Source organism: Pseudoalteromonas sp. 2CM41L (assembly GCF_023161905.1).
Lineage (GTDB): Bacteria > Pseudomonadota > Gammaproteobacteria > Enterobacterales > Alteromonadaceae > Pseudoalteromonas > Pseudoalteromonas atlantica.
In genome coordinates this window covers 63017-87583 of sequence record NZ_JALNTN010000016.1, presented here as the reverse complement: position 1 = coordinate 87583, position 24567 = coordinate 63017, and the positions used below count along the sequence as shown (strand labels likewise).

Below are 24567 nucleotides of genomic sequence, written 5' to 3'. Positions count from 1 at the left end.
TTTAATTAAGTGATTGGAATGTGTTTTGTGGCGGTTATACGTAAATCATCGCCTATTTTCACACACTCTTTAAACGTCAAATTAACGGTGTTTTGCATATCTGTCAGCGGTGCAAAATTAACTAAGCTTTTTGCATCGCACCCCATTAGTTTAGGCGCTAAGTAAAATATATATTCGTCTATTAAATTAAGCTCTGTCATTTTACCGGCAAGTGTAGCACCCGCTTCTAAATAAACATGATTAAATTGCAGCTTAGCAAGGTGCGCTAAAACAGACGTTAAATTAACTTTGTTATTTTGCTGTGGCACTTCTATATGCCTTACAAAATGCGGCCACTGCGTTGATTTATCAACCTTGGTAGTGAAAATTATTATTTCACTTTCAATATTAAATACTGCCAGCTCTGGTGTAAGCCTATTTTGTGAGTCAATTATAACACGCACCGGTTGGCGTAGGGGTAATTCAGTAGGCAAAGCCTGTGGCAACTCGCTTAACCTCACATTGAGCTTAGCATCATCGGTAATAACCGTATCGGCGCCCGTTAAAATAGCGCAGCTTTGTGCTCGGTGTAATTGTACATCTTGTCGCGCAGCGCTGCCGGTGATCCACTTACTTTGGCCATTTTTAAGCGCGGTTTTACCATCAATGCTGGCCGCCATTTTACACGTAACATACGGAAGTCCCTGCTCCATACGCTTAAAAAAACCTAAATTAAGTGCCCGCGCTTGCTGCTCTAAAAGCCCAAATGCAACCTCAATACCGGCATCGCTGAGTATTTTAAGCCCTTTACCTGCTACTTGTGGGTTGGTGTCGACCATAGCTGCAATAACTTTTACTACACCTGCGGCTTTTAAACCCTCTGCGCACGGCGGAGTGCGTCCGTAATGGCTACACGGTTCAAGCGTAACATACGCTGTCGCGCCTTTTGCATTTTCTCCTGCTACAGCAAGGGCATTAACCTCAGCATGCCCCTGCCCAGCTAATTGATGAAACCCTTCACCAATTATGTGGTTATCTTTAACTAAAACACACCCTACATTAGGATTGGGGGTGGTTGTAAATCGCCCTTTTTTTGCAAGCTCGATGGCACGTGCCATGTACATTTCATCTTGCGCGGTAAAGGTTGTTTGGTTTTGCATTATTACTCCCCTAAACGGGCAATTTCTTCACCAAATTCGCGTATATCTTCAAACGAGCGATACACAGAGGCAAACCGCACATAAGCTACTTTATCCAGCTTTTTAAGCGCCTCCATTATGCACTCACCCACAAGGTGACTTGATATTTCTCGCTCGCCGGTAGCACGCAACTGCGATTTAATAATATTAACCACTTCATCCACTTGCTCTGTACTAACAGGGCGTTTTTCTAGGGCGCGATTAAGGCCATTGAGTAGCTTATCTTCATTAAAGGGTTCTCGGCTGCCATCTTGTTTAATTACACGTGGCATAACTAACTCGGCGCCTTCAAAGGTAGTAAATCGCTCGTGACACTCGTTACATTCACGACGACGGCGAACTTGGTGGCCTCCGCCGACTAGGCGAGAATCAATAACTTTAGTATCTTTTGCGGTACAAAATGGGCAATGCATAACTCGGTACTTCCGTTTTAAAACAAAAAAGGCCGCTATTTAGCGGCCTTTTATCTTAGCAAAAAAATAGGGCCTGTTGGCCTTTCAGGATTAAATTTGTTCTATCTAGGGGTGATTTGATCGCGGCGCGAGGTTTGTAACCTAGTGGGCTAAGTAAAAACCGAGCAAAGCTTCCGCGTCCTGCTCACGCCCCTTACCTACATCCATGTAGGCAACAAAGAGTAAATCACCCCTAGGACGAACCCGAGGGCAGTGCATGTTTGGCATTTATGCTGCGTTATCGCCTATTTGTGTGGAGTAACCACACTACATAGACTCTGCCTTGCCTAAAAACCAAACATACTACTGCAAATTAAACCTCGAAAGGTAAACAGGCCCCTTGTTGTGATCTAAATTACTGCTGCTTATGCAATTAAGCGTATACAGGTAGTTTTGCACAAATTGCTTTAACTTTTTCTTTAACTTGCGCTTGTACTGACTCATCGTTGATGTTGTCTAATACGTCACAAATCCAGCCAGCAAGTTCTTTCGATTCAGCTTCTTTAAAGCCACGACGCGTAATTGCAGGTGAACCAATACGCAAACCAGAAGTAACAAACGGTGAGCGAGGATCGTTTGGTACAGAGTTTTTGTTCACAGTAATATTTGCATTGCCAAGCGCTGCGTCGGCATCTTTACCTGTGATATCTTTATCGATTAAATCAAGTAAGAATAAGTGGTTTTCTGTTTTATCAGATACGATTTTGTAACCGCGCTCTTGCATAACAGCAACCATAGCTTGAGCATTTTTAACTACTTGTGCTTGGTATGTTTTAAATTCTGGTTGTAGAGCTTCTTTAAATGCCACTGCTTTTGCAGCAATAATGTGGCATAAAGGACCACCTTGGCCACCAGGGAACACAGCGCTGTTAAGCTTTTTGTAAATTGCTTCGTCGCCACAAGCAGAAATAATTAAACCACCACGAGGGCCTGCTAAAGTTTTGTGTGTTGTTGTTGTTACAACATGCGCGTGAGGTACTGGGCTTGGGTAAACACCCGCCGCAATTAAACCAGCAACGTGAGCCATATCAACGAATAAGTAAGCACCTACTTTATCAGCAATCTCACGGAATTTAGCCCAATCAACAATACCTGAGTACGCAGAAAAACCACCAATAATCATTTTTGGTTTGTGCTCAAGTGCTAGCGCTTCTACCTGTGCGTAGTCAATTTCGCCAGTTGCTTCGTCTAGCCCGTACTGGATTGCATTGTATAGCTTACCTGAGAAGCTTACGTGTGAACCGTGCGTTAAGTGACCACCATGAGCTAAGCTCATACCAAGTACAGTGTCGCCCGCTTCTAATAATGCTAAGAAAACAGCTGCATTTGCTTGAGAACCCGCGTGTGGCTGAACGTTTGCATAGTCAGAACCAAATAGCTCGTTAGCACGATCAATTGCAAGTTGTTCAACAACGTCTACGTGCTCACAACCGCCATAGTAACGTTTGCCCGGGTAACCTTCTGCGTATTTGTTTGTAAGCTGTGAACCCTGTGCTTCTAGTACGCGTGGGCTACAGTAGTTTTCTGATGCGATTAATTCAATGTGCTCTTCTTGGCGAGCAGTTTCTTTGTTTATCGCGTCAAATAACTCTGGATCAAAATCCGAAATATTCATGCTACGTTCTAACATTGGGGTCTCCTAGGGCAACGTGTATGGTGTTTTTTAGAGGCTTTATTGTACGCTTTAAACGACTCTTTGCCTACGCTCTTAAGTTGAGGATATTTAAACAGGGATTGAATCTATTTCACAGCGTTTTTAAGATGATATTTTTTTATAAATGCATTAATAATTTAAATGATTTTTATTTTTTACATTTAATTAGTTAATGATAAATACTTTATTTAGTGCGTTCAAAATACAAAAAAAGCGGCCAAAGCCGCTTTTTTAACGCTAGGTTAGTTAGCCTAACTTAGCGAGTATTTCAGTGCGTAACGCTTCATAATCAGGGTTAATGTCGCTTGCTAAACAAGGTTTAGCAAGTGCGTCGCTAAGTGGTTTTGGCATATCAAGTTCAATATTTAGAATCTCTTCTACGCTTTCTTTAAACTTAGCGGGGTGAGCAGTTGCTAAAAAGATACCTGCTGCGCCGGGTGCTTTATTCTCTACAAGACCTTGGTATGCAATGGCGGTATGCGGCTCTGCAACATAACCAGTTTGTTGAATATTTTTCATCACTGCTTGCGTATTTTCTTCGCTCACACTGGTTGAGTAAAAATTATCGTAGCTAAACCAGTTATTATCTAACATTGTTTGCACACGTGGCCAGTTATTTGGCTTGCTCACATCCATCGCATTTGAAAGCGATTCAAGTGTGGCATTTGGCGCCCAATTTTTATCAAGCATGTAACGTGGCACGGTGTCGTTTTGATTTGTAGTCGCGCTTAGCTTACCCACCGGCAAACCAATTACAGCACCAATCATGGCGGCACATACATTGCCAAAGTTACCACTAGGGACCGAAATATGCGCTGTAGCACGCTTTTCTTTTGGTAGCTGAGCAATGGCTTCAAAGTAATAACATACTTGTGCCACTAGGCGGCTAATGTTGATTGAGTTAGCTGAATTAAGGCCAAGTGTAGATTTAACTTCGTCATCTAAAAACGACTTTTTAACCAGCTCTTGGCAATCATCAAAACTGCCATCAACCGCGTAACAATGAATGTTGTTACCAAGCGTAGTAAATAGCTTTTGCTGAGCAAGCGAAATTTTGCCTTTAGGGTATAGAATAACCACATCTATGTTTGGCTTGTTGTAAAACGCATGCGCAACAGCAGCGCCGGTATCGCCAGAGGTTGCCGTTAAAATCGTGACTTTTTCGCCTTGATTAAACTGTGCTAAACACTCAGCCATAAAGCGCCCGCCAAAGTCTTTAAACGCAAGCGTAGGGCCATGAAAAAGCTCTAAACAATAGTTATTATCTTCAACCTCTACCAATTTTACGGGGAAGTTAAATGCATTTTTAACCATTTGAGCAACGGTATCAGCGGGTAATTCATCACCAATAAGGTGTGATAAAATTTTGCTACTGCGGGTAACAAAGTCCATATCTAATAACGCATCTACATCGGCGAGTGGCGCTAAGCTTTCAGGGAAAAATACCCCCTGATTACGCCCAAGCCCTGTTTTTACCGCTTCAACAAACGACACTTTTTGAGAATTTTCTTTTAAATTATGTAATTGCATAAATGCCTATCCTATAAAACTGTTAATTGACGCGTGCCGTCGTTATCTAATTTACAAATGTGGCAAAAGCCCTGCTCATTTATATAGTTTTGCGCTAACCACTGCGCACATTTTTCAGCAGCTTCTAATGTTTTACACACCGTAAATAACGTAGGGCCCGCACCTGAAATACTGACAATTTCTGCACCAAGCGCTGGCAAATTTGCTTTCGCTTCGCTAAACCCTGTTATTAACGGCGCTCGGTACGGCTCTGCTATATCGTCTTGCATAATACTCAGTGCATCATCAAAACGCTGCGTTAATAACAAACTGCTAAATGCCGATAAACGCTGTGCAAACTCAACCCCTGCATGCATGCTTAGCTCTTTAGGTAATACCGAGCGCGCCTTTGCGGTATTAAGCGAAAACCCAGGAAACGCCGCTACGTAGTACCAGTTTTCATCAACTGGTAGAGCGATTGACTTATCAGGAATTAAATCGCCTGTAAGCTGTAAGCCCCCTAAATAACACGGGGTGATGTTGTCATAATGACGTCCGCCACTGACAATCGCTTCAAAATCAGCCATTAATTCAATCAGCTCAACTTGGCTTAAATTGGTTTGAGCAAACTTATCAAGCGCAGCAAAGGTTGCTACCACCGAGCACGCACTCGAACCTAGCCCTGAGCCAATTGGTAAATTCTTTTTAAGCTCTAATTTTACACTTGGCATATCTGGCGCAACGTGCGCTCTAAAATGCACTAAACATTGATATGCTAGGTTTTCGCTCGCATCGCTTGGTAACTTATGCGCATATTCGCCAGAGCAAACAAACTCATCACTTGCTGCGGCGCTTACTACGGCTACATCACCTAATAAACTGCCATCAATAGGCGCAAGCGCTGCACCAAGTGCATCAAAGCCCACTGCAAAATTACCTATAGACGCCGGAGCATATACTTCTATCATAATGCTCTCCTAGCGCGATAATGTTTTTAATACGTCGGCAAATACGCCTGCAGCGGTTACTGCAGAGCCTGCACCGTAACCACGAATTACAAACGGGCGTGGTTGATAATACTGGCTTAAAATAGCTAATGCGTTTTCACCATCACGAATAACATTTAATGCATGCGATGAATCGACCGCTTCAATGCCTACTTTACAGTGGCCTTCTTTAATTGTACCTACATAACGCAGTACCTTGCCCTCTGCCGCCGCACTTTGAATACGGTCGTTAAACTCAGCATCTAAACTTGGCAGTTTAGCCATAAATTCATCTACGCTGTCACCTTGTGCAAAACCTTGAGGCAATACCGACTCTACTTCTATATCGCTAAGCTCTAATTTCATGCCGGCTTCGCGAGCAATAATAAGTAATTTACGTGCTACATCGGTGCCCGATAAATCATCGCGTGGGTCTGGCTCTGTAAAACCGCTTTCTTTTGCTTTAATAGTTGCCTCAGAAAGTGATAAACCATCTTCTAGTGCACCAAACATGTACGACAGTGAGCCTGATAAAATACCACTAAACTCAAGTAATTCATCACCTGCACCAAATAACGACTGTAGGTTATCGATTACCGGTAAGCCTGCACCTACGTTTGTTTCGTATAAAAACTTGCGGTTATTTTTTTGTGTTGCTGCAATTAAGTCTTGGTAATAATCATACGAGCTGGTTGTTGCTTTTTTATTAGCAGCAACCACATGGAAGCCCGCATTTAAAAAATCCACATACTGAGCTGCTAGCGCATCAGAAGACGTACAATCTACAAGCACGGGGTTTACTAAGTGATTTTGCTTTACAAACTGCTCAACTAAATTTAAATCAAACGCTTGCTCTGATGCTGCAAGCTTTTGCTGCCAGTCATCAAATGCAATACCTTCGCTGTCTAAATGCAATTGACGAGAATTAGCAACGCCATATAGGTTTAACTTAATATTACGTTTTTCAAGCCACGCTTGCTGGCGCTCTAACTGAGAAATAAGCTCTTGGCCTACTAAGCCACAGCCAAGTAAAAATACGTCAATTGAAGGGACGTGCGTAAAAAAGTTTTCATGGCATATTTTCACTGCATCGTTACACAGCTCGCCATCAATAACCGCCGAAATAGCACTTTCTGTAGAATCCTGCGCAATGGCTACAATGTTTACTTGGGCCTGTGCAAGAGAAGCAAAAAACTGTGCTGCTAAACCTTTGTGTGCACGCATGTTATCGCCCACTAAAGTAACAATGGCAAGATTACGTTGTACTTGTACCGGCTCAATTAAGCCTGCTTGTAATTCAAGTTCAAATGCACTTTGTAAGGCTTCTAGCGCGAGCGCTAAATCACTTTCGTGCACACAAAAGCTAATGCTAAATTCACACGATGATTGAGTAATTAATACTATCGATACGTTATCGTGCGCAAGGGCATTAAATACCTTAGAGGCCATGCCCACTTTACCTTTCATGCCAGGGCCTGACACGGTAAGCATTGCTAAGTCTTGCAAGCTAGAAAGCGCTTTTACTGGCTCATCAGATGAATAGTCGTTACCAATTAATGACCCTTGAGCATCTGGGTTATGGGTATTTTTAATTTCGCACGGTACGCCCGCTTTCGCGCACGGTAAAATGGTTTTAGGATGAAGTACTTTAGCGCCAAAGTAAGAAAGCTCCATCGCTTCTTTATAAGATAAGAAATCAACTTTAGTTGCTTTTTTGATGTAGCGCGGATCAGCACTGTACACACCATCTACGTCAGTCCAAATTTGGCAAATTTCAGCATCTAAACATGCCGCTGCAATAGCTGCTGAGTAATCAGAGCCATTACGACCAAGTGTAGTAAGTTCGCCTTGCTCGTTGCTTGCTGTAAAGCCTGGCATAATGTAAATGGTGGCTGGGTTTTCTTTAAGTACTGCTTGAAAGCGTGCTTTACTCGTTACTAAGTCGGCCTCAGCATCAATGTAGCCACCAGTAGAGGCAACACAACGCGTTGCTTCAAGGTATTGTGCATTGTGCGAGCTTAATAAACTTTGCATTAGCGATACGCTAACACGCTCACCAAAACTAATTACAAAAGCACGAATTTGATCTGGGCAACACTTAATAAGCGCCACACCATCTAGCTTATTTTTAAGCTCATTAAAATCAGGCCAGTTTGTTACTTCGCCACTGCTTTTTTCTACTTCTGCTTTTAATGTCTCGCATCGGCTTAGTAAAGCTTGCCATTGCTGAGAAAAATCTTGACCTTGCTCTGCGGCACTGGCCAACGCAACTAATGAATCAGTCATACCTCCGGGTGCAGAAAGTACCAGTAACATTTCATCTTTTAACTGTGCTTTTACCAGCAAAGCTACTTGTTGCAGACAGGCAAAGTCGGCAAGCGAAGAGCCTCCAAATTTTAAAACGCGCATTATTTATGTTCCTCATCCCATAAAACGAAAAAAGGCCTGTGTTCTTAGTGAACACAGGCCTTTAAATTTGTTGCACCGACCTATGCCACTATCCAGTAAGAATGGTGGTTGTAATAATAATGGTCAGTGCGCGATTAATTGTTTTCATAGAGCTAAGACTGCCTTAACAAAGGCTATGCTGTCAACCCCAAATTAAAAGATAAAACAGCCTTTTTAAACATGAAAAAACCTAATGAATGCCAAATTTATGCAAAACTTCACTTAAAGCCGATTTATTAATAGGTTTATTTATAAAGTCGATAGCACCAAGCTGCGCGACTTTTTGCTTCATTTGTTGTTGTATATCAGCGGAGATCACCAGTACAAAACACTCTATTTTTTCTGCTTTAATGCGCTCCAGCACTTGTACGCCGTCAACTTCTGGCATGGTTAAGTCTAAACACAAAAGATCAAATTGCTGCAAGCGTAAAAGCGCCAGCGCATCGGCCCCGTTTGCGGCTTGTTGAATGTCGGCACTCACGCACTCATTTAAACAACGCACAACTTGTTTGCGTGCAACAGTGGAGTCATCACACACTAATATAGAAAATTTCATCATGTTAACTACTAAAATAACCTTTTAAAATTATAAAAACGAGCCGTCCGTTGGTTTTTGCTATTCTAACACGTTCCTAAAACTCTAACACTTTGCTTGTTCGCATAATGTAGTACTTTAACCTTACAATAAAACGTTAAATATTATTAATAATTGCCTTAGCTGCCTATTAAAAATCATCGTTTTTGTAATCTCAGTAGCCATTAAAATTAATTTAAATCAGTTTAGTGCACTATTATTAAAACAAAACGACTCAATAGCTGGGCTATCTCTTTAAAATATAAATTTTTTATTTATTTTTAAGGTTTTATTGACTAACTTTTAAGTTAGAAATTGCAACTTAGATATAATTACACCGGATGAGTAAATCCCATATGTTACAAAAAAGCCTTTCTAAGAAATTGTTAACTAATGTTTTATCAGTGTATTTTTTGCTTACCTTTGTGGTGACATGTGGACAGGTGCTTGCAGAATTTGTAAATACTAAAGACTACATTCGTGATGAGCTAAGTACGCTACAAAAAACCTTTAGCCGAAGCTTAACACGCGCAATTTGGGAACTAAATACAAAGCAAACAATTACAACCGCAGAAGGCTTACTTGCTATACCTATGGTGGAGGGCATTATAGTGCGCGATGACAGCGGTGAAATTATTTCGCAGCTGGGGCGCTCTTTGGATATACACAAACTTTATAACCAACAACTCGTACAAGAGGAAGTCATTATAGAGGACACCAAATCGGGTCTCTTTGGTTATACCTTTCCCCTAATTTTTGAATTTTCGGGACGCGCTACTCAAGTAGGTGATGTGACCTTGTTCTCTAGCCGCGATGTGGTATTTAGCCGAATAATGGTATCTATTTACTTTTTAATTGGTAACGCCATGATCAAAACCACCTTTTTGATCATTCTGTTTTTAATGGCATTTAGAAAGCTGCTCACCGACCCTTTAAACGAGTTAACCGATCAAATAGAAAACTTAGAGCTTGATGACTTAGAAGGTCAACACATAGACATTGAGACCGAAGAGCATAACGAGCTAAACGTTATGGAGCAGTCTTTTAATAACTTAATAGATAAAGTAGTTCAATACAGAAAAGAGCTTGAGCATACCCAACGTGAGTTGATTGTTAGTAACGAAAAGCTCGACCAGCACAATATACAGCTTGAACAAGATGTTGCCCGTAAAACGTCAAACTTAAGCCAAGCTATGATGGATTTACAACAGCAAAAGTACGAACTAGAAAAACAAAAGCTGGTACTAACCGAAGAAGTTGATTTACGCAGACATACCGAAGAAGAGTTATTAACTAAACAAAAAGAGCTTGAACGCTACCTAGACGAGCTAAGCCTTGCTCAAGAGCGCTTAGTAGGCACCGAAAAAATGGCTGCACTAGGCGGATTAGTCGCCGGTATTACACACGACATAAACACACCTATTGGTATTGGTGTAACCGCTATATCGTTTTTACAAGAGCGTTTAAACACGTTAGAAAATGCCTACAAAGAAAAAAAGTTATCGCCCAAAGCATTAGAAGAATTTATAAACGAAGCTAAGCAAAGCACAAGCTTGCTTACAACCAACCTTGATAGAGCCTCTGAGCTTATTGCCAGCTTTAAACAAATAGCGGTAGACCAAGCCAGTGAAGCTGTAAGAACAATTAACTTTAAAGATTATTTAAACGAAGTAATTTTATCGCTCCACCCTAAACTAAAAAAAACCAAGCACACCATAAATTTACAGTGTCCGGATGATTTAGTTCTTAACCTGCCTGCAGGGGCAATTAGCCAAATTTTTACTAACTTAATTATGAACTCAATTATTCATGGTTTTGATAATATTGCGCAGGGCAATATTGATATAAATATTAGCGCCGATGACACACTCCTTATTATTGACTACACCGATAACGGCAATGGCGTAACAAAAGAGCAATTAGCCAAATTATTTGACCCATTTTTTACGACAAAACGCGACCAAGGCGGTAGTGGGTTAGGCACACACATAACCTTTAACTTAGTTAAGCAAACACTTAGCGGCTCAATAGAGGCAAGCAGTGAGCCTGGCAAAGGGCTTCATTACCATATTGAATTTCCTAAAAACATGCCAAAGCCATTATTTAATCAATAACGGCTTTGCTTAAAATCAGCCATTTCGAGAACCCCATTTTATTGCTATGATTGAGCAAATTTAAAAGATGGAAAAGTTACCTTATGTGGTTTAGTAACCTGATTTGTTATCGCTTTAAGCAAGATGTTTCGTACACTCAAGAAGAGTTTGAAAAAGCGTTAGAACAAGATGTATTTCGCCCTTGTGGCTCTCAAGACCTTTCTACATTTGGTTGGACAAAAGCATTTGGTAAGCATGGTGACTCGCTGGCGCATTTTTCACAAAAAAGCATTTTAGTGTGTGCCAAACGTGAAGAAAAAGTGCTGCCTGCATCTGTTGTTAATGAAATGGTTGCCGAAAAAGTAGATCAAATAGAAGCGGAAGAAAACCGCCCTGTTAAAAAGAAAGAAAAAGACGAGTTAAAAGAAAACATTTTAACTACCTTATTACCTCAAGCGTTTAAAAAATCGAGCCTACAGTTTGCTTTTATTGACCAAGAAAACGGTTGGGTTGTAGTAAACAGCGGCAGTTTTAATAAAGCAGAAGAGCTACTTGCATTGCTGCGTAAGTCTCTGGGCACATTACCGGTAGTACCTGCTTTTGCAAACTACGACCTAGATGTATTTTTAACTGATTGGTTAACTAACTTCAGCACCCCTGAAAACTTTGCTATAGGTTTTGATGCTGAGCTAGAAGAAGCCGACGACAGTGGCGCACAGGTTAAACTAAAAGGTCATGATTTATCGTGTGATGAAGTTAAATCGCACCTAGAAAATGGTAAACGGGTGACCAAACTTGCACTTGATTGGCAAGAACGCCTGAAGTTTATGCTGCAAAACGATGGCTCTATCAAGCGTTTAAGCTACTCAGAAACTTTAAAAGAAGAAAACGCCGATATTCCTAAAGAAGATATGGCGGTTAAATTAGATGCTGACTTTATTTTAGCCTCAGAAGAAATCAAGCTACTGCTTGAAGAGCTGACGGCCGGTTTAGGTGATGCAGAAGATTTATAAAACGCTAAAATTATAAGCGCTATTAAAATCGAAAAAAGCACGACTTAGTCGTGCTTTTACCTTATAACTGCTAATTAGCTAAATGTGTCTTTTACATTTTCAAGCATGTCGTTGTATTCGTCACTTGAAAATAGCTGCATAGAAGGAATAACGCCTTTATCTATGTAGGTTTGTAAAGCCGCTGATTTATCAGAAACCTGTAAAGTCCCCTCTAAGATAGCGCCAATTCGAATAAAATCAACATAACCAATCTCTTCAGGGCGATACGTAGGGTCTGCCCAATGTCTAGCAACATTTACAAATTCAGGTGGAAACTCCCACGCTCCCATAATTGAGCCACCAATTTTACCACTGAGCTTTTGAATTGCATGCGCTAAAAAGCTTGGGTTAGCAAACACCTCTGGGTGGCGCTCAGCTTCGGTTAAAATAGGCAGTACACCAATGTTATATACCAACGACGCCAACGTAATAGCGTCACTATTTAACGATGTACGTTTATTATTTTGTAAATAAAACGCCATAAGCGTTATTGAGTGCCCCGCCACATTTAACGTTTTTTGCCACGCTTTACTCATGTAGCCTTTTATTAGCTCATTATTAGAAACAAACAGCTGCTCCATTGCCATTGCGGTTGCTATATTTTTAATTTGGCGTAAACCAATGCGCGTAACCGCTTGCTGTAAGTTAGACACTTTAACCGCTCGGCCCATAACTGCACTGTTAGCCACTTTAATCATGCGCGCTGAAAGAGCCGGGTCTTGCCCAATCACGTCTGACATTTGCATTAGGTTTACATCAGGGTTATCGGCCGCTTGGCGCACTTTAATTGCAACTTCAGGTAACGTAGGTAAAACCAAAGTGTCGTTATTGATTCTATCAACCAAAATCGTTAATAGTGCATTTTCTGTAGACATAGAACTGTCATCCTTTTGTTTCTGGGCCGCAATGCAACTGCTAACCTCGGATAAAATGAGTAATACAATGAGTATTATCTAACTTACCGATAAAGTTAAGAAAATTATATAAATTAATTGTTATTATCGCCTGTAGGCGCGGTACACCGCCAAACACTTGCTATTTACCATTTAGTTTTGCTTTAATGCAGTCACTATAAGGAAGCGTTTGTACGCGCTAGCAATTAAATTTAAGCGTACAAATAATTAAACTTACTTTTTTAACAGGCAATCAAATGATCTTAAACAAAATTAGCCAAGCAATTTTACTCTCAGGCGTCGTTTTTCTTAGTGCATGCTCAGAGCAAGCCCCCTCTTCGACCGAAGCCACAGGTGTAGAACTTGCTCAAAAAAGTGCCGCGCAAGCTGGCCCAGATTTAATTAATATTGATAAACAGCGTTTAGATATTTACACCGACTTTAGCCTAAAAGCCGACCTATCTCATTTAAGTGAGAATCAAAAAGCCATGGTTGCTAAGCTTATCGATGCCTCTAAAATTATGGACGAGCTATTTTGGAAGCAGGCTTTTGGCGATAATAAAGACGCTTTTTTAGCAAAACTAAGTGATGAAAAAGTACGTAAATTTGCTGATATTAACTACGGCCCTTGGGATCGTTTAAATGGTGACGAACCGTTTTTATCAGGTTACAAAGAAAAAGCCCTTGGCGCACAATTCTACCCAGCCGACATAACAAAAGAAGAGCTAAATAATGCCGACGTAGAAGATAAAAAAGGCCTTTACTCATTAATTAAACGTGATGAGCAAGGTAACCTTTACAGCGTGCCTTACTCAAAAGAATACGCTGAGGAGTTAGCTAAAGCAGCAGATTTGTTACGTGAAGCCAGTAAGCTTGCCGATGATAAAGAATTTGCCAATTACTTAAACCTACGTGCTGATGCACTACAAAATGATGATTTTCAGGGTTCTGACTTTGCCTGGATGGACATGAAAAATAACCCAGTTGATGTGGTTATTGGCCCAATCGAAACCTATGAAGATCAACTCTTTGGCTACCGCTCTGCTTATGAGTCGTATGTACTAATTAAAGATTTAAAATGGAGCGAGCGCCTAGCTAAATTTGCGGCCTTTTTACCAGAGCTTCAAAAAGGTTTACCGGTAGATGCTAAATATAAGCAAGAAGTGCCAGGTTCAGACGCTGACTTAAATGCTTACGATGTGGTTTACTATGCAGGTCACTCAAATGCGGGCAGCAAAACGATTGCCATTAACTTACCAAACGATGAGCAAGTACAGCTTGAAAAAGGCACTCGTCGCCTGCAGCTTAAAAACGCAATGCGTGCAAAATTTGATAAAATTTTAGTGCCAATTGCTGAGCAGTTAATTGTACCTGAGCAACGTAAGCATATTACCTTTAACGCCTTTTTTGCCAATACCATGTTTCACGAAGTGGCTCATGGCCTAGGTATTAAAAACACCATTACAAATAAAGGCACTGTGCGCCAATCATTACAAGAGCACGCAAGTGCACTTGAAGAAGGTAAAGCCGATATTTTAGGTTTATACATGGTTGAGCAGTTACTTAAAAAAGGCGAAATTACCGAAGGCACATTAGAAGATTACTACACCACCTTTATGGCGGGTATTTTCCGTTCAGTACGTTTTGGTGCATCAAGCGCACATGGTAAAGCCAACATGATCCGCTTTAACTTTTTTGCTCAAGAAGGCGCTTTTTCTAAAAATGAAGAGGGTTTATACCGTGTAAATATGGAAAAAATGGGCGTGGCTATGGCTAAGCTGTCGCGCTTAATTTTAACATTACAAGGTGACGGCGATTACGAAAAAGTAGATCAACTAATTGCCACTCATGGCGATATTAAAGAAGAGCTTGCTAAAGACTTAGAAAAACTAAGCCAAGCGAATATTCCGGTTGATGTAACCTTTAAACAAGGTAAAGACGTGTTAGGCCTTAACTAACCCAACACGTAATACTTTCTAATACTTTAATAAAGCGCTGTAGTTTATAACTGCAGCGCTTTTTTTAGCGCTATTATTTGCTCATCTGTGTATGGTTTTGCAGGAAACTTACCCCACACCGGTGCAGGCCACGCAGCATCAGTTGTAAAACGTGCAATATGATGAATATGTAATTGCGGCACCATATTACCCAAAGCGGCCACGTTTAATTTATCAGGGCTAAACACTTGCATAATAAGCTTGCTGAGTTTGGCCGACTCTTTTAAATATACAATTTGATCGGCATCAGATAAATCGATGATCTCTTTTAAATTAGGTTTTCTGGGCACCAATACAAACCAAGGGTATTGGCTGTCGTTAAGTAATAGCACCTTACATAAAGGCCAATCTGCCAGTTCTATACAATCGCGCTTAAGCTCTGGGGCGAGTTCAAAAGTGTGGTTCGTCATCGTCACATCCTAGTTAGTCTTTAATAATGGCCACTTTATAGCATTTATTTGCAGTTGCACACGCTTAGCTTTACCATTTAATACAATATTTATAATAAGCTAAGGCAACCTTGTGCTAAAAAAAATAAAACACTTAACCCTCGCACTACCGCTAGCTGTTGGCGCACTAAGCGTACAAGCAAAACCATTATCGCTAGAGCGTATTTTTGATGATCCGAGCTTGTCGGGTAAAGCTCCCGTACAACTTAAATTTTCACCAGACGGTAGCCGCGTAACTTACCTGCAAGGTAAAACCGATGACTACAACCGTTATGATTTATGGGAATACAACTTAAAAGATAACACCAACAGAATACTGGTTGATTCTGCAAAGCTATTTTCAGGCCCAGAAAACCTCTCTGATGAGGAAAAAGCACGCCGCGAACGCCAACGTATTTTTGGTAAAGGTATTTTAGAGTATAAATGGTCTAAAGACGGCAAAGCTCTGTTATTCCCACTCAATGGTGACCTGTATTATTACGAGCTTGCATCTGGTAAAAGTAAAAAACTTACCAATACAGAAGCGTTTGAAACCGATGCCCGTTTTTCTCCTAAAGGTAACTATGTATCGTTTATTCGCGAGCAAAACCTTTACGCTTTAGCACTTGATTCAGGTAAAGAAATACAACTGAGCAAAGATGGCGGCGGCGTTATTAAAAACGGCATGGCCGAATTTGTAGCACAAGAAGAAATGAGCCGTATGACTGGCTACTGGTGGGCTGGCGATGAATCTAAAATTGCATTCACTCGCGTAGATGAAACCCCAGCAAAAGAAGCCATCCGTAACGAAATTTATGCAGACGAAGTAAAGCTATTTAATCAACGTTACCCATTTACAGGCACCGACAACGTTGAAATACAACTGGGCGTGGTGTCTTTAAATAATCAAAACGTTGACTGGGTTGATTTAGGCGACGATAAAGACATTTACATTGCACGTGCTAAATGGCTAAAAGACAGCACTACCCTTTCGTATCAATGGCAAAATCGCTCACAACATAAGTTAGAACTACGTTTTCACAATAGCGATACTAAAACGCAAAAAGTAGCGCTAACAGAAAACAGCGATACGTGGATCAATTTAAACTTTGATCTGCATTTCTTAAAAGACAAAAAGCATTTTGTATGGGCTTCTGAGCGTGATGGTTTTAAACACCTTTATTTGTACCGCACTAACGGCCAGCTAATTCGACAAATCACCTCAGGAGACTGGGTTGTTGATAGCTTAAAAGGCGTGGATGAGAAAAAAGGCATAGTGTACTTTGCAGGACGTAAAGACACCCCGCTTGAAAGCCATTTATACAGCGCACCACTGTTTAAAAAAGGCAATATTAAGCGCATCACCGAACAAGGCCAATACCACAAAGTGGTAATGGCTAAAGACAGCAAAACGTTTATTGATAATAGCTCATCGGTAAACAAGCCTAACTCGGCGGCACTACGTAAAGTAAATGGCGAATTTATCACATGGCTTGAACAAAATAAGCTTGATGATAGCCACCCATTAACACCTTATTTAAGTGATTTAGCAACTCCAGAGTACGGCACAATTAAAGCTGAAGATGGCCAAGTAATGCATTACCGCTTGTTTAAACCAAGTAATATTGCCGACGGTAAAAAGCACCCAGTAATTGTTAATGTATATGGCGGCCCGCATGCACAACGCGTAACAAATAGCTGGCGCAGCAAAAACTTGTACTTTCAATACATGGCGCAACAAGGCTATGTTATTTTTCAGCTAGATAACCGAGGCTCATACAACCGTGGTAAAAAGTTTGAAGACGCTATTTACAAACACTTAGGTGTTGTAGAAGTAGCAGATCAAATTAAAGGCGTTGAGTTTTTACGCACGCTTGATTACGTAGACCCTCAACGCATTGGTATTTATGGCCACAGTTATGGCGGATACATGGCCCTAATGACCATGTTTAAAGCAGGCGATTACTTTCAAGCCGGTGTATCGGGAGCACCAGTTACTGACTGGGCACTTTACGACACCCATTACACTGAGCGCTACCTTGGTCATCCAAAAACCAATGCCAAAGGCTACGAAGACAGCGCCGTATTCCCATACGCTGATGGCTTAAAAGGCCCGTTAATGATTTACCATGGCATGGCCGATGACAACGTGTTATTTACCCACGCCACTAAATTATTTAAACAACTACAAGATAACGAAAAACAGTTTGAAATGATGACCTACCCAGGCTCAAAACACAGCTTACGCGGTAAACAGGTGCAAACACATTTACACCAAACCATCACAAACTTCTTTAATCGACATTTTGATGTTAAATGATCATATGACGACTAAATAGACTAAAGGCTGATTGAAAAATCAGCCTTTTTTTTGTCTTAATAAGTTAGTAAGCCTAGATTAAACGCTTTTTTTAGCTACGCTTATTCTATGCGCTAAGGCGTACACTAATTGAGGACAAATTAATGCTTAACCTACGTAGTTTCAGTATTTTCCAGCGTTTTTTACTGTTAATAGCCATTGTTGTATTTGGCCTAATAGTACTTAGTATATCTAGCTTAACTCATCAATATAGCTCACTCAAAAACGAGCAATATCTAAAAACCCAAAATGTGGTAGAAACGGCATACAGTGTTATTGAGCATTACCACCAGCTTGAACAAAACAATACACTCACACAAGCGCAGGCTCAAACACAAGCACTGTCCGCTATAAAAGCGCTGCGCTATGACAAAACAAATTACTTTTGGGTAAACAACTATCAGCCCCAAATGGTAATGCACCCAATAAAGCCTGCGCTTAACGGTAAAGACTTAAGTAATAATAAAGACCCCGATGGCAAAGCACTTTTTGTAGAAATGGTGAGCATTGTAAAACAACAAAAAGAAGGTTTTATACCTTATAAATGGCCAAAACCAGGAAAAGATCAGCCGGTAGATAAAGTCGCATTTGTAAAAGGCTTTAGCCCGTGGCAATGGATTATTGGCTCAGGCGTATACCTAGATTCAATAGATGAAGCATTTAGCGAGCAGCGTAATCTCATCATAATTAGCGCTTTAGTTATGATTATTGCTGTCATTTTATTAAGTTACTTTATTGGTAAAAGTATACTCACGCCTACTCGTCTTGCCGCAGACATGATGAAAAACATATCGCAAGGTGAAGGTGACTTAACACGTACGCTAAACGAATCGGGCAATGATGAAATATCAGAGCTGTCACGCTCTTTTAATTTATTTGTTTTAAAAATGCGCGAGTCGTTAGTACATGTATCGCACAGTGCTGATGATGTAAGCAAACACGCTCATACGGTGGATGAGTCAAGTAAAACAAGCCACTCCTTCATTGAACTACAAAACGACAGTTCCACACAAGTAGCCGCCGCCATGGAGCAAATGACGCACCAAATTCATGATGTGAGTCGTAATGCCGAAGCCGCTGAACAAGCAGCCAATGATGCAGCGCACAATGCCTCAACCGGTAAAAACGTGGTAGCGAATACCATTACCGCCATAGAAACACTTTCAAGTAATATAGAAACAGTGAGCCAAGTAACTGAAGATTTAGCAAACGAAAGTAACAATATAGGCTCTGTGCTTGATGTGATCAGAAGTATATCGGAGCAAACAAACTTACTTGCACTCAACGCTGCTATAGAAGCGGCTCGTGCAGGCGAGCACGGTAGAGGGTTTGCAGTTGTTGCCGATGAAGTGCGCACATTAGCCAGCAGAACTGGGCAAAGCACAGATGAAATTCAAGCCATGATCACTAAATTACAAGAAGGCGCTAAAGCGGCAGTAGAGGCGGTAAAATCAAGCCAAGCACTGTCGGTGACGACGGTAGAGCAGGTTTCATCTGCAGATACATCGCTCAATGAAATAGAAAGGCTGGTATCTATAATTACCGACATGAACAGCCAAATAGCCCGTGCCACCGAGCAGCAAACACAAGCTGCTGACGAGGTTAATTTACGTATTAACGAGCTATCTCAATCAACCGAGCAATCACTAAATAATACAAAGCAACTTACCGATGCCAGCGATAACCTTAAACAAAGTAGCCAAGGGCTTTCGAGCGTGGTTAATCGCTTTAAATTAAAATAATTAAAAAACAAAAGCCCTGAATTAACAGGGCTTTTTATTACATAAGCGTTTTTAGCTTATACCATTTCGCATAATTAAGTGATCTATTTTTAGGATGGAAAAACGTGTTGATGGCTAGGCAAAAAATTTGCTATTTAGTTGTTCTAAATGAGAATTTTTTAACACAGATAGCGACACGTTTAGCCCCGAAAAATGATTAAGTATTATTGCGGATTGGTATTACATACAGTAGCGCGCAAACAAGCTCGTTACTGATGCTGCGGTTGGCTTGCCGTGCTGCCAATCACCGCCTTCAACACCACTACCAGCAATGTCCATATGTACATAAGGAAGCGGCTGCTCAGAGTCGTTACCGTGTTTATCAAGCCCACCAACAACGGCTAAAAACGCCATAGGGAATTGATGCCCACGGGCTGTAACAGCAGAGGCGGCATTATTGCTTGATAAAACATCATCAGCGAGGGTACGCGGTTTGATAAAGTCGTAATCTTCACGGCGAGAGCGAGAAACCTCAGCTGCATCTGCCCATAAATCACCACAATCCGCTATTTGACGAGAGGTATTAGCGCTACGTGCAGGTCCGTTTTCAACATACGCTCCGTAAGGGCCCATAGCACGTGCCGCATGGCCTGTAAGGGTTGCCACGGTGAACAGTGTTGGGTTAACTTCACCTTTGGCGACATCTTTCATTTCGCTAAGTAGGTCACCCATAGCTAAACGCCCTTCTGCATCGGTGTTACCAATGCGTACACGTACGCCTTCACGGCTAGTGATAATTTCATCTGGTACAAAACAATCTGAGCCAATTGAATTACGAACCACAGCTAAGTAAGAAATAACTTTAACGCCTTTAGGTTGGTAATCTGCCACGGCTTTCATAAAGCCCGCAACGGATGCAGCCCCGCCTTTATCACGGCTCATACCCGCCATGTAACCGCCTACTTTTAAATCGGCGCCGCCGGTATCGTATACTAAGCCTTTACCAACAAACATTAGCGTGCGCGATACTTCACCTTCTGGCACGTATTCTAGCTTAACAACACGTGGGTGGTGGCGCTCAACCGCATAAGATGCGCGCGCAACAGTGCTAAGCATAGGGTAGTTTTTATCTATCGTGTTAATATCGTCAATCACATCAACCGCTACTTTAGAGCCTTTAAAAAGCTCAACACAGTAATCAGCAAAACGTGGTGGCGCCATACGTTCAGGCTCAGTACCACATAAATCACGTGCCGCATATTGCCCTGCTGCAATTGCATTTACAGCTTTAATTGTTTGCTCATTTGCATCTATTAAACCTATTTGCGTAATAGGTTCAATGCTTTCGCCGTGGTATTCGCGTGCTTCAAGAGGCTGCCATAATGCTTGGCATGCCCCTAAATACGCCACTTCTAACGCATGCTCGTAACGCGCATCTGTATGTAATTTAGGTAAGTAAATAGCAGGGTTTACACTACCCGCGGCTTTTGCTTCGTTAATCGCTAGTTTAGCAGCATCAAAGTAGCGCCTTACATCATCGTAATCGCGGTTAAGCGGCCCCGTAGGTGCTAAAACAACGCGTACATTATCAACCACTAAAAACGTAACTTGTTTACCAATACGAGAATCTACTTTAGCGTGTGATTCGATAGCATCACTTAATGAGTTATTGGCTAATTGAGAAAAGTCATCACAAATTATAATAAGTGCATCGTGAGAAAATGAGTCAAAGCTTGCACTAAGTGATTGTGCAGCTATCGCTTGAGGATATGCCATAAGTAAAACTCCTGTTAGAAAACATAAGGGGCTATTATCGTTGATATAAAAACACAAAACCAGCCAACTGCGATCAGCTCATTTTAATCTGGCAACTTGGTTTTACAGCAAACTAAAGTGACTCCATGTTTTAAGAAGAAATTAACAACCACTATATAGTTTTTAGTAAAGGCAGCCCCTGCTTATACCACGTTTAAATTACTTTGCTAAAGCACTCTAAATTGCAAAAAAAGCGTGTAGTTAATCAAGAATACTCAGTTGCAGATTTAAATTAGGTTCATTTTTAACACCTACCCCAATACCTAATAAACGCACCGGTTGCTGCATCCCACGTTGATACGCCTTAGAGAGTAATTCAGTAAAAATAGCAGTATTTAATTGATGATGAGCTTGATCAGCTGAGGTAACAACAAAGTTTGCAAACTTCACTTTTACACTTAGCTTATTAATACGATTTTGTAGCTGTTGCTTATTAAGGCGCGCTGTTAGCTCTTCGAGTAATTTAGGTAACTGATCTAAACATTCTTGTAAGCTATTTTTATTGTATTCATAGGTGTGTTCAACACTAAGGGATTTACGGACTCGCTCAGTGGTTACTTTACCAATATATTCGCCAGCACATTTTTGATAAAGCGATACACCAAAATTCCCCACATGCTGCTGCATCCAATTAACGCCTTTCTCGCGAACGTCTTTACCTGTGTATAACCCCTTTAAATTAAGCTTTTCGAGGGTTACTTTGCCCACACCAGGGATTTTACCCAGCGGTAAATTATTTAAAAACGCATCAACTTCATCCGGTAAAACCACAAATTGACCATTGGGTTTATTTTCGTCACTGGCTATTTTGGCAATAAACTTAATGGGGGCAACCCCGGCAGAGGCAGTAAGGCCGGTATCGTTATAAATATCTGCTCTAATTTGCTGAGCAATAAGCGTTGCGCTGCCTTTGCATGCGGTGCTGTTGGTTACATCTAGGTAAGCCTCATCAAGCGACAGCGGCTCTATTTGGTCCGTGTAGCGTTTAAATACAGCGCGTATTTGGTTAGAAATTTCTTTATAAACCGCCATGCGCCCAGGCACAATAACTAAATCGGGGCATAATTGCTTAGCGTGGTAGTTAGACATAGCCGAGCGAACACCATATTCGCGCGCTATATAATTTGCTGTAGAGAGCACGCCACGACGGCTATTGCCACCAATCGCTAAAGGCACACTGGCAAGTTTGGGGTTATCACGCATTTCAACCGCTGCATAAAAGCAGTCCATGTCGATATGAATAAACTTTTTCATTACCACATAATAACTGTTTATTTATACAGCCATTATTAAGGATTCACTTTCATTAAGCAAGTCCATTAAAGCCTGTTTAACTTGCTAAAGTTAAAAGTGCTACTAGGTGTAGCGCGTTAAACCGTGCAAACTTTAAACAGCTTTTTTAAAACGGCTGCTTAAAGCGCTTTGATTTTTTAAAGCAATGTAGCCAAAAAACAAACTCCAATAAAAACCCAGCAGCTAAAAGCATTATGCCGCCGGAGGCATTACCCATTGCATAGCAAGCAAAAGACGCTATAAAAACTAAACTGGCTAAAGCCCAATTAATTATATTTTGCATGTGTGTTCTCGTGTGTGTGTTGTCTGTGTTATTTAACTGTAGTCCTAAAAATAAATAGGTACAATCATCTTATAAAAAAACATGGCATTTATTGTCTTGAGCTACAAACACCATATTGATAACCTCATTCATTTAAAACTAAGAGTACACATACATGCAAAGGTTCAAAGATCAGCACCCTATACATACCGATATCACCGTAGCATGGGCCGATATGGACGCCCTACAACATGTTAACAACGTGGTGTACTTGCGTTATTTTGAAATTGCGCGTATCGATTTTCTAAATAAAATAAATCAGTTTGATACGATAAAACCAGGTGGAATAGGCCCGGTCATTAGTGAAAACAATATTCGCTATAAACGTCCAGTGACCTTCCCAGATACCTTAACCGTAGGTATTACTATTTCAGATATAAAAAGCGACCGTTTTATGATGAATTACTCTGTATTTAGCCATGCTCAGCAAGCTATTACTACCACAGGCTATTCTCAAGTTGTTATGTTTGACTTTAAAACAGGACAAAAAGCGGCGATTTCAGAGCCATTACTATCGGCACTACATCAATTCGCTTAATTAGGTTTTATTGCGAATTGGTATTAATTATCCACTCTCAAGATCTTACATAATTTAAGGATTTTAAATGCAATACAGTCCGTTAGGCAGCAGCGGTGTTGATGTTTCTAGAGTATGCTTAGGCAGCATGACTTGGGGTAAACAAAATACCCAACAAGACGCCGATGAGCAAATAGCTTATGCCTTGGCACAAGGCGTTAATTTTATAGATACTGCCGAAATGTATGCCGTTCCTCCTTCACCAGAGACCTATGGTAAAACAGAGCAAATTATAGGTAACTGGCTAAGTCGTAATGCGCAAAAGCGCGGTGATATTGTATTGGCGAGTAAAATTGCAGGCAATGGCTTGTCGTGGGTACGAGATGGCGGCGATATAACACGCAGCGCTGTCATTGAGGCCGTAGATAACTCGCTTAAACGCCTACAAACCGACTACATAGATTTATACCAATTGCATTGGCCTAATCGCTCTACCCCACACTTTGGCAGGCAGTGGCCAGGTAAACTCACTTTTAGTGACGTAGATTCTGAGCAGCAACAAGCGGGTATGCTTGATATTTTAGAGGGCCTTAATGAGTGTGTTAAAGCCGGGAAAATAAAATATTGTGGCCTTTCAGATGACACCCCATGGGGCATTAGCCAATTTTTAAATTTAGCAAAAGCGCATAACTTACCGCGTATGGTGTCTATTCAAAACGAGTTTAGCCTAGCGCACGCTAAAGATTGGCCCTACTTAATTGAGCAGTGTATCCATGAAGACATTGCTTATTTACCTTGGTCGCCGCTTGCTGCTGGCCTGCTAACGGGTAAATACCTAAACGGTGCACGCCCAGCGGGATCGCGTTGGACATTTATGCAGCGCAATGGCATTTTTAGAGATACCCCTAACGCGCAAAAAGCCACGCAGCGTTATGTAGAGCTTGCACACGCAAGCGGCATAACCCCAGCCCAATTGGCACTTGCTTGGTGTAATCAAGTCGATGGCGTTACCTCATCAATTATTGGTGCGACCAGCATGGCCCAATTAAAAGAAGACATTGACGCTTTTAGCATAACTTTAAGCGACGACACTCTAACTGAAATTGGCACTATTTTTAAAGATTACCCGCAGCCATATTAAACCAAAATAATAGGCAGTTTTTTTACTGCCTTTTTCTCTCTTACATTTGAACATATACAAAGTAAAACTATACTAAAGTTACCTTAAAATGATTGTTTTTAGTGAGTTATGCTTAGAAATGTAATTTTATTCTTT

General features: G+C 41.0%; 18 protein-coding genes. 7 read left to right on the top strand and 11 right to left on the bottom strand.

All coding sequences use genetic code 11. From position 1 onward, the window contains the following. Positions 1-5: 5 nt before the first annotated feature. The 7 genes from ribD to MTF64_RS16355 all read right to left on the bottom strand — a co-directional run bounded on the left by ribD (position 6) and on the right by MTF64_RS16355 (position 8786). Positions 6-1139 carry a bifunctional diaminohydroxyphosphoribosylaminopyrimidine deaminase/5-amino-6-(5-phosphoribosylamino)uracil reductase RibD gene (gene ribD, locus MTF64_RS16385; RefSeq protein ID WP_055254706.1) on the bottom strand — a complete coding sequence of 378 codons (1134 nt, stop codon included), beginning with the start codon at positions 1137-1139 and terminating at the stop codon, positions 6-8. 2 nt (positions 1140-1141) lie between these two features. Continuing rightward, the gene (gene nrdR / locus MTF64_RS16380; RefSeq protein ID WP_004586861.1) at positions 1142-1591 is read right to left on the bottom strand and encodes a transcriptional regulator NrdR; all 450 of its coding nucleotides are present in this window, start codon (positions 1589-1591) and stop codon (positions 1142-1144) included. Positions 1592-2003: 412 nt separating this feature from the next. After that, complete coding sequence (gene glyA, locus MTF64_RS16375; protein WP_024031685.1) at positions 2004-3260, bottom strand: serine hydroxymethyltransferase; 1257 nt, start codon at positions 3258-3260, stop codon at positions 2004-2006. 270 nt (positions 3261-3530) lie between these two features. After that, a complete protein-coding gene (gene thrC, locus MTF64_RS16370) occupies positions 3531-4814 on the bottom strand; it encodes a threonine synthase (RefSeq protein ID WP_029773772.1) in 1284 nt (427 codons plus the stop codon). A gap of 11 nt (positions 4815-4825) precedes the next feature. Further along, the gene (thrB, locus tag MTF64_RS16365) at positions 4826-5761 is read right to left on the bottom strand and encodes a homoserine kinase (RefSeq protein ID WP_029773773.1); all 936 of its coding nucleotides are present in this window, start codon (positions 5759-5761) and stop codon (positions 4826-4828) included. Positions 5762-5770: 9 nt separating this feature from the next. Next, positions 5771-8188, bottom strand: a complete 2418-nt coding sequence (thrA, locus tag MTF64_RS16360; protein WP_055254712.1) for a bifunctional aspartate kinase/homoserine dehydrogenase I — start codon at positions 8186-8188, stop codon at positions 5771-5773. A gap of 229 nt (positions 8189-8417) precedes the next feature. After that, positions 8418-8786 (bottom strand): response regulator, encoded by a 369-nt coding sequence (locus MTF64_RS16355; RefSeq protein WP_024031682.1) that lies wholly within the window; start codon positions 8784-8786, stop codon positions 8418-8420. A 371-nt stretch (positions 8787-9157) separates the two neighbouring features. Between MTF64_RS16355 and MTF64_RS16350 the strand changes: the two genes are divergently transcribed. Beyond that, positions 9158-10915: a HAMP domain-containing sensor histidine kinase gene (locus MTF64_RS16350; RefSeq protein WP_029773775.1), complete on the top strand. Its 1758-nt coding sequence runs from the start codon at positions 9158-9160 to the stop codon at positions 10913-10915. Between the two features lie 83 nt (positions 10916-10998). Next, entirely contained in the window at positions 10999-11907 is a 909-nt protein-coding gene (gene rdgC, locus MTF64_RS16345) for a recombination-associated protein RdgC (protein WP_004586854.1), read from the top strand. A gap of 74 nt (positions 11908-11981) precedes the next feature. Here the strand turns inward: rdgC and MTF64_RS16340 are convergent, their stop codons facing one another. Next, positions 11982-12821 carry an HDOD domain-containing protein gene (locus MTF64_RS16340; RefSeq protein WP_248452021.1) on the bottom strand — a complete coding sequence of 280 codons (840 nt, stop codon included), beginning with the start codon at positions 12819-12821 and terminating at the stop codon, positions 11982-11984. Positions 12822-13096: 275 nt separating this feature from the next. On the opposite strand from MTF64_RS16340, the gene MTF64_RS16335 reads away from it, so the two are divergent. Beyond that, the gene (locus tag MTF64_RS16335; RefSeq protein WP_248452019.1) at positions 13097-14797 is read left to right on the top strand and encodes a Zn-dependent hydrolase; all 1701 of its coding nucleotides are present in this window, start codon (positions 13097-13099) and stop codon (positions 14795-14797) included. A gap of 44 nt (positions 14798-14841) precedes the next feature. Here MTF64_RS16335 and MTF64_RS16330 read toward each other — a convergent pair whose 3' ends face one another. Next, positions 14842-15246, bottom strand: coding sequence for an HIT family protein (locus tag MTF64_RS16330; RefSeq protein WP_004586851.1), 405 nt, complete (start codon positions 15244-15246; stop codon positions 14842-14844). A 112-nt stretch (positions 15247-15358) separates the two neighbouring features. On the opposite strand from MTF64_RS16330, the gene MTF64_RS16325 reads away from it, so the two are divergent. Both MTF64_RS16325 and MTF64_RS16320 read left to right on the top strand, forming a co-directional pair. Further along, positions 15359-17584 (top strand): S9 family peptidase, encoded by a 2226-nt coding sequence (locus MTF64_RS16325; protein ID WP_248452018.1) that lies wholly within the window; start codon positions 15359-15361, stop codon positions 17582-17584. A gap of 143 nt (positions 17585-17727) precedes the next feature. After that, entirely contained in the window at positions 17728-19365 is a 1638-nt protein-coding gene (locus tag MTF64_RS16320) for a methyl-accepting chemotaxis protein (RefSeq protein ID WP_248452017.1), read from the top strand. 219 nt (positions 19366-19584) lie between these two features. Here the strand turns inward: MTF64_RS16320 and MTF64_RS16315 are convergent, their stop codons facing one another. Both MTF64_RS16315 and dinB read right to left on the bottom strand, forming a co-directional pair. Then, a complete protein-coding gene (locus tag MTF64_RS16315; RefSeq protein WP_248452016.1) occupies positions 19585-21120 on the bottom strand; it encodes a leucyl aminopeptidase family protein in 1536 nt (511 codons plus the stop codon). Positions 21121-21360: 240 nt separating this feature from the next. Next, a complete protein-coding gene (gene dinB, locus MTF64_RS16310; RefSeq protein ID WP_024031675.1) occupies positions 21361-22413 on the bottom strand; it encodes a DNA polymerase IV in 1053 nt (350 codons plus the stop codon). 476 nt (positions 22414-22889) lie between these two features. On the opposite strand from dinB, the gene MTF64_RS16305 reads away from it, so the two are divergent. Continuing rightward, positions 22890-23312, top strand: coding sequence for a thioesterase family protein (locus MTF64_RS16305; RefSeq protein ID WP_004588512.1), 423 nt, complete (start codon positions 22890-22892; stop codon positions 23310-23312). Positions 23313-23379: 67 nt separating this feature from the next. Next, positions 23380-24432: an aldo/keto reductase gene (locus MTF64_RS16300; RefSeq protein WP_248452015.1), complete on the top strand. Its 1053-nt coding sequence runs from the start codon at positions 23380-23382 to the stop codon at positions 24430-24432. The last annotated feature ends 135 nt before the right edge of the window (positions 24433-24567 follow it).

What these genes read in the sequence shown, in the direction of transcription:
- ribD (WP_055254706.1), bottom strand. Translation starts at nt 1,139, where the DNA reads ATGCAAAACCAAACAACCTTTACCGCGCAAGATGAAATGTACATGGCA.
- nrdR (WP_004586861.1), bottom strand. Translation starts at nt 1,591, where the DNA reads ATGCATTGCCCATTTTGTACCGCAAAAGATACTAAAGTTATTGATTCT.
- glyA (WP_024031685.1), bottom strand. Translation starts at nt 3,260, where the DNA reads ATGTTAGAACGTAGCATGAATATTTCGGATTTTGATCCAGAGTTATTT.
- thrC (WP_029773772.1), bottom strand. Translation starts at nt 4,814, where the DNA reads ATGCAATTACATAATTTAAAAGAAAATTCTCAAAAAGTGTCGTTTGTT.
- thrB (WP_029773773.1), bottom strand. Translation starts at nt 5,761, where the DNA reads ATGATAGAAGTATATGCTCCGGCGTCTATAGGTAATTTTGCAGTGGGC.
- thrA (WP_055254712.1), bottom strand. Translation starts at nt 8,188, where the DNA reads ATGCGCGTTTTAAAATTTGGAGGCTCTTCGCTTGCCGACTTTGCCTGT.
- MTF64_RS16355 (WP_024031682.1), bottom strand. Translation starts at nt 8,786, where the DNA reads ATGATGAAATTTTCTATATTAGTGTGTGATGACTCCACTGTTGCACGC.
- MTF64_RS16350 (WP_029773775.1), top strand. Translation starts at nt 9,158, where the DNA reads ATGTTACAAAAAAGCCTTTCTAAGAAATTGTTAACTAATGTTTTATCA.
- rdgC (WP_004586854.1), top strand. Translation starts at nt 10,999, where the DNA reads ATGTGGTTTAGTAACCTGATTTGTTATCGCTTTAAGCAAGATGTTTCG.
- MTF64_RS16340 (WP_248452021.1), bottom strand. Translation starts at nt 12,821, where the DNA reads ATGTCTACAGAAAATGCACTATTAACGATTTTGGTTGATAGAATCAAT.
- MTF64_RS16335 (WP_248452019.1), top strand. Translation starts at nt 13,097, where the DNA reads ATGATCTTAAACAAAATTAGCCAAGCAATTTTACTCTCAGGCGTCGTT.
- MTF64_RS16330 (WP_004586851.1), bottom strand. Translation starts at nt 15,246, where the DNA reads ATGACGAACCACACTTTTGAACTCGCCCCAGAGCTTAAGCGCGATTGT.
- MTF64_RS16320 (WP_248452017.1), top strand. Translation starts at nt 17,728, where the DNA reads ATGCTTAACCTACGTAGTTTCAGTATTTTCCAGCGTTTTTTACTGTTA.
- MTF64_RS16315 (WP_248452016.1), bottom strand. Translation starts at nt 21,120, where the DNA reads ATGGCATATCCTCAAGCGATAGCTGCACAATCACTTAGTGCAAGCTTT.
- dinB (WP_024031675.1), bottom strand. Translation starts at nt 22,413, where the DNA reads ATGAAAAAGTTTATTCATATCGACATGGACTGCTTTTATGCAGCGGTT.
- MTF64_RS16305 (WP_004588512.1), top strand. Translation starts at nt 22,890, where the DNA reads ATGCAAAGGTTCAAAGATCAGCACCCTATACATACCGATATCACCGTA.
- MTF64_RS16300 (WP_248452015.1), top strand. Translation starts at nt 23,380, where the DNA reads ATGCAATACAGTCCGTTAGGCAGCAGCGGTGTTGATGTTTCTAGAGTA.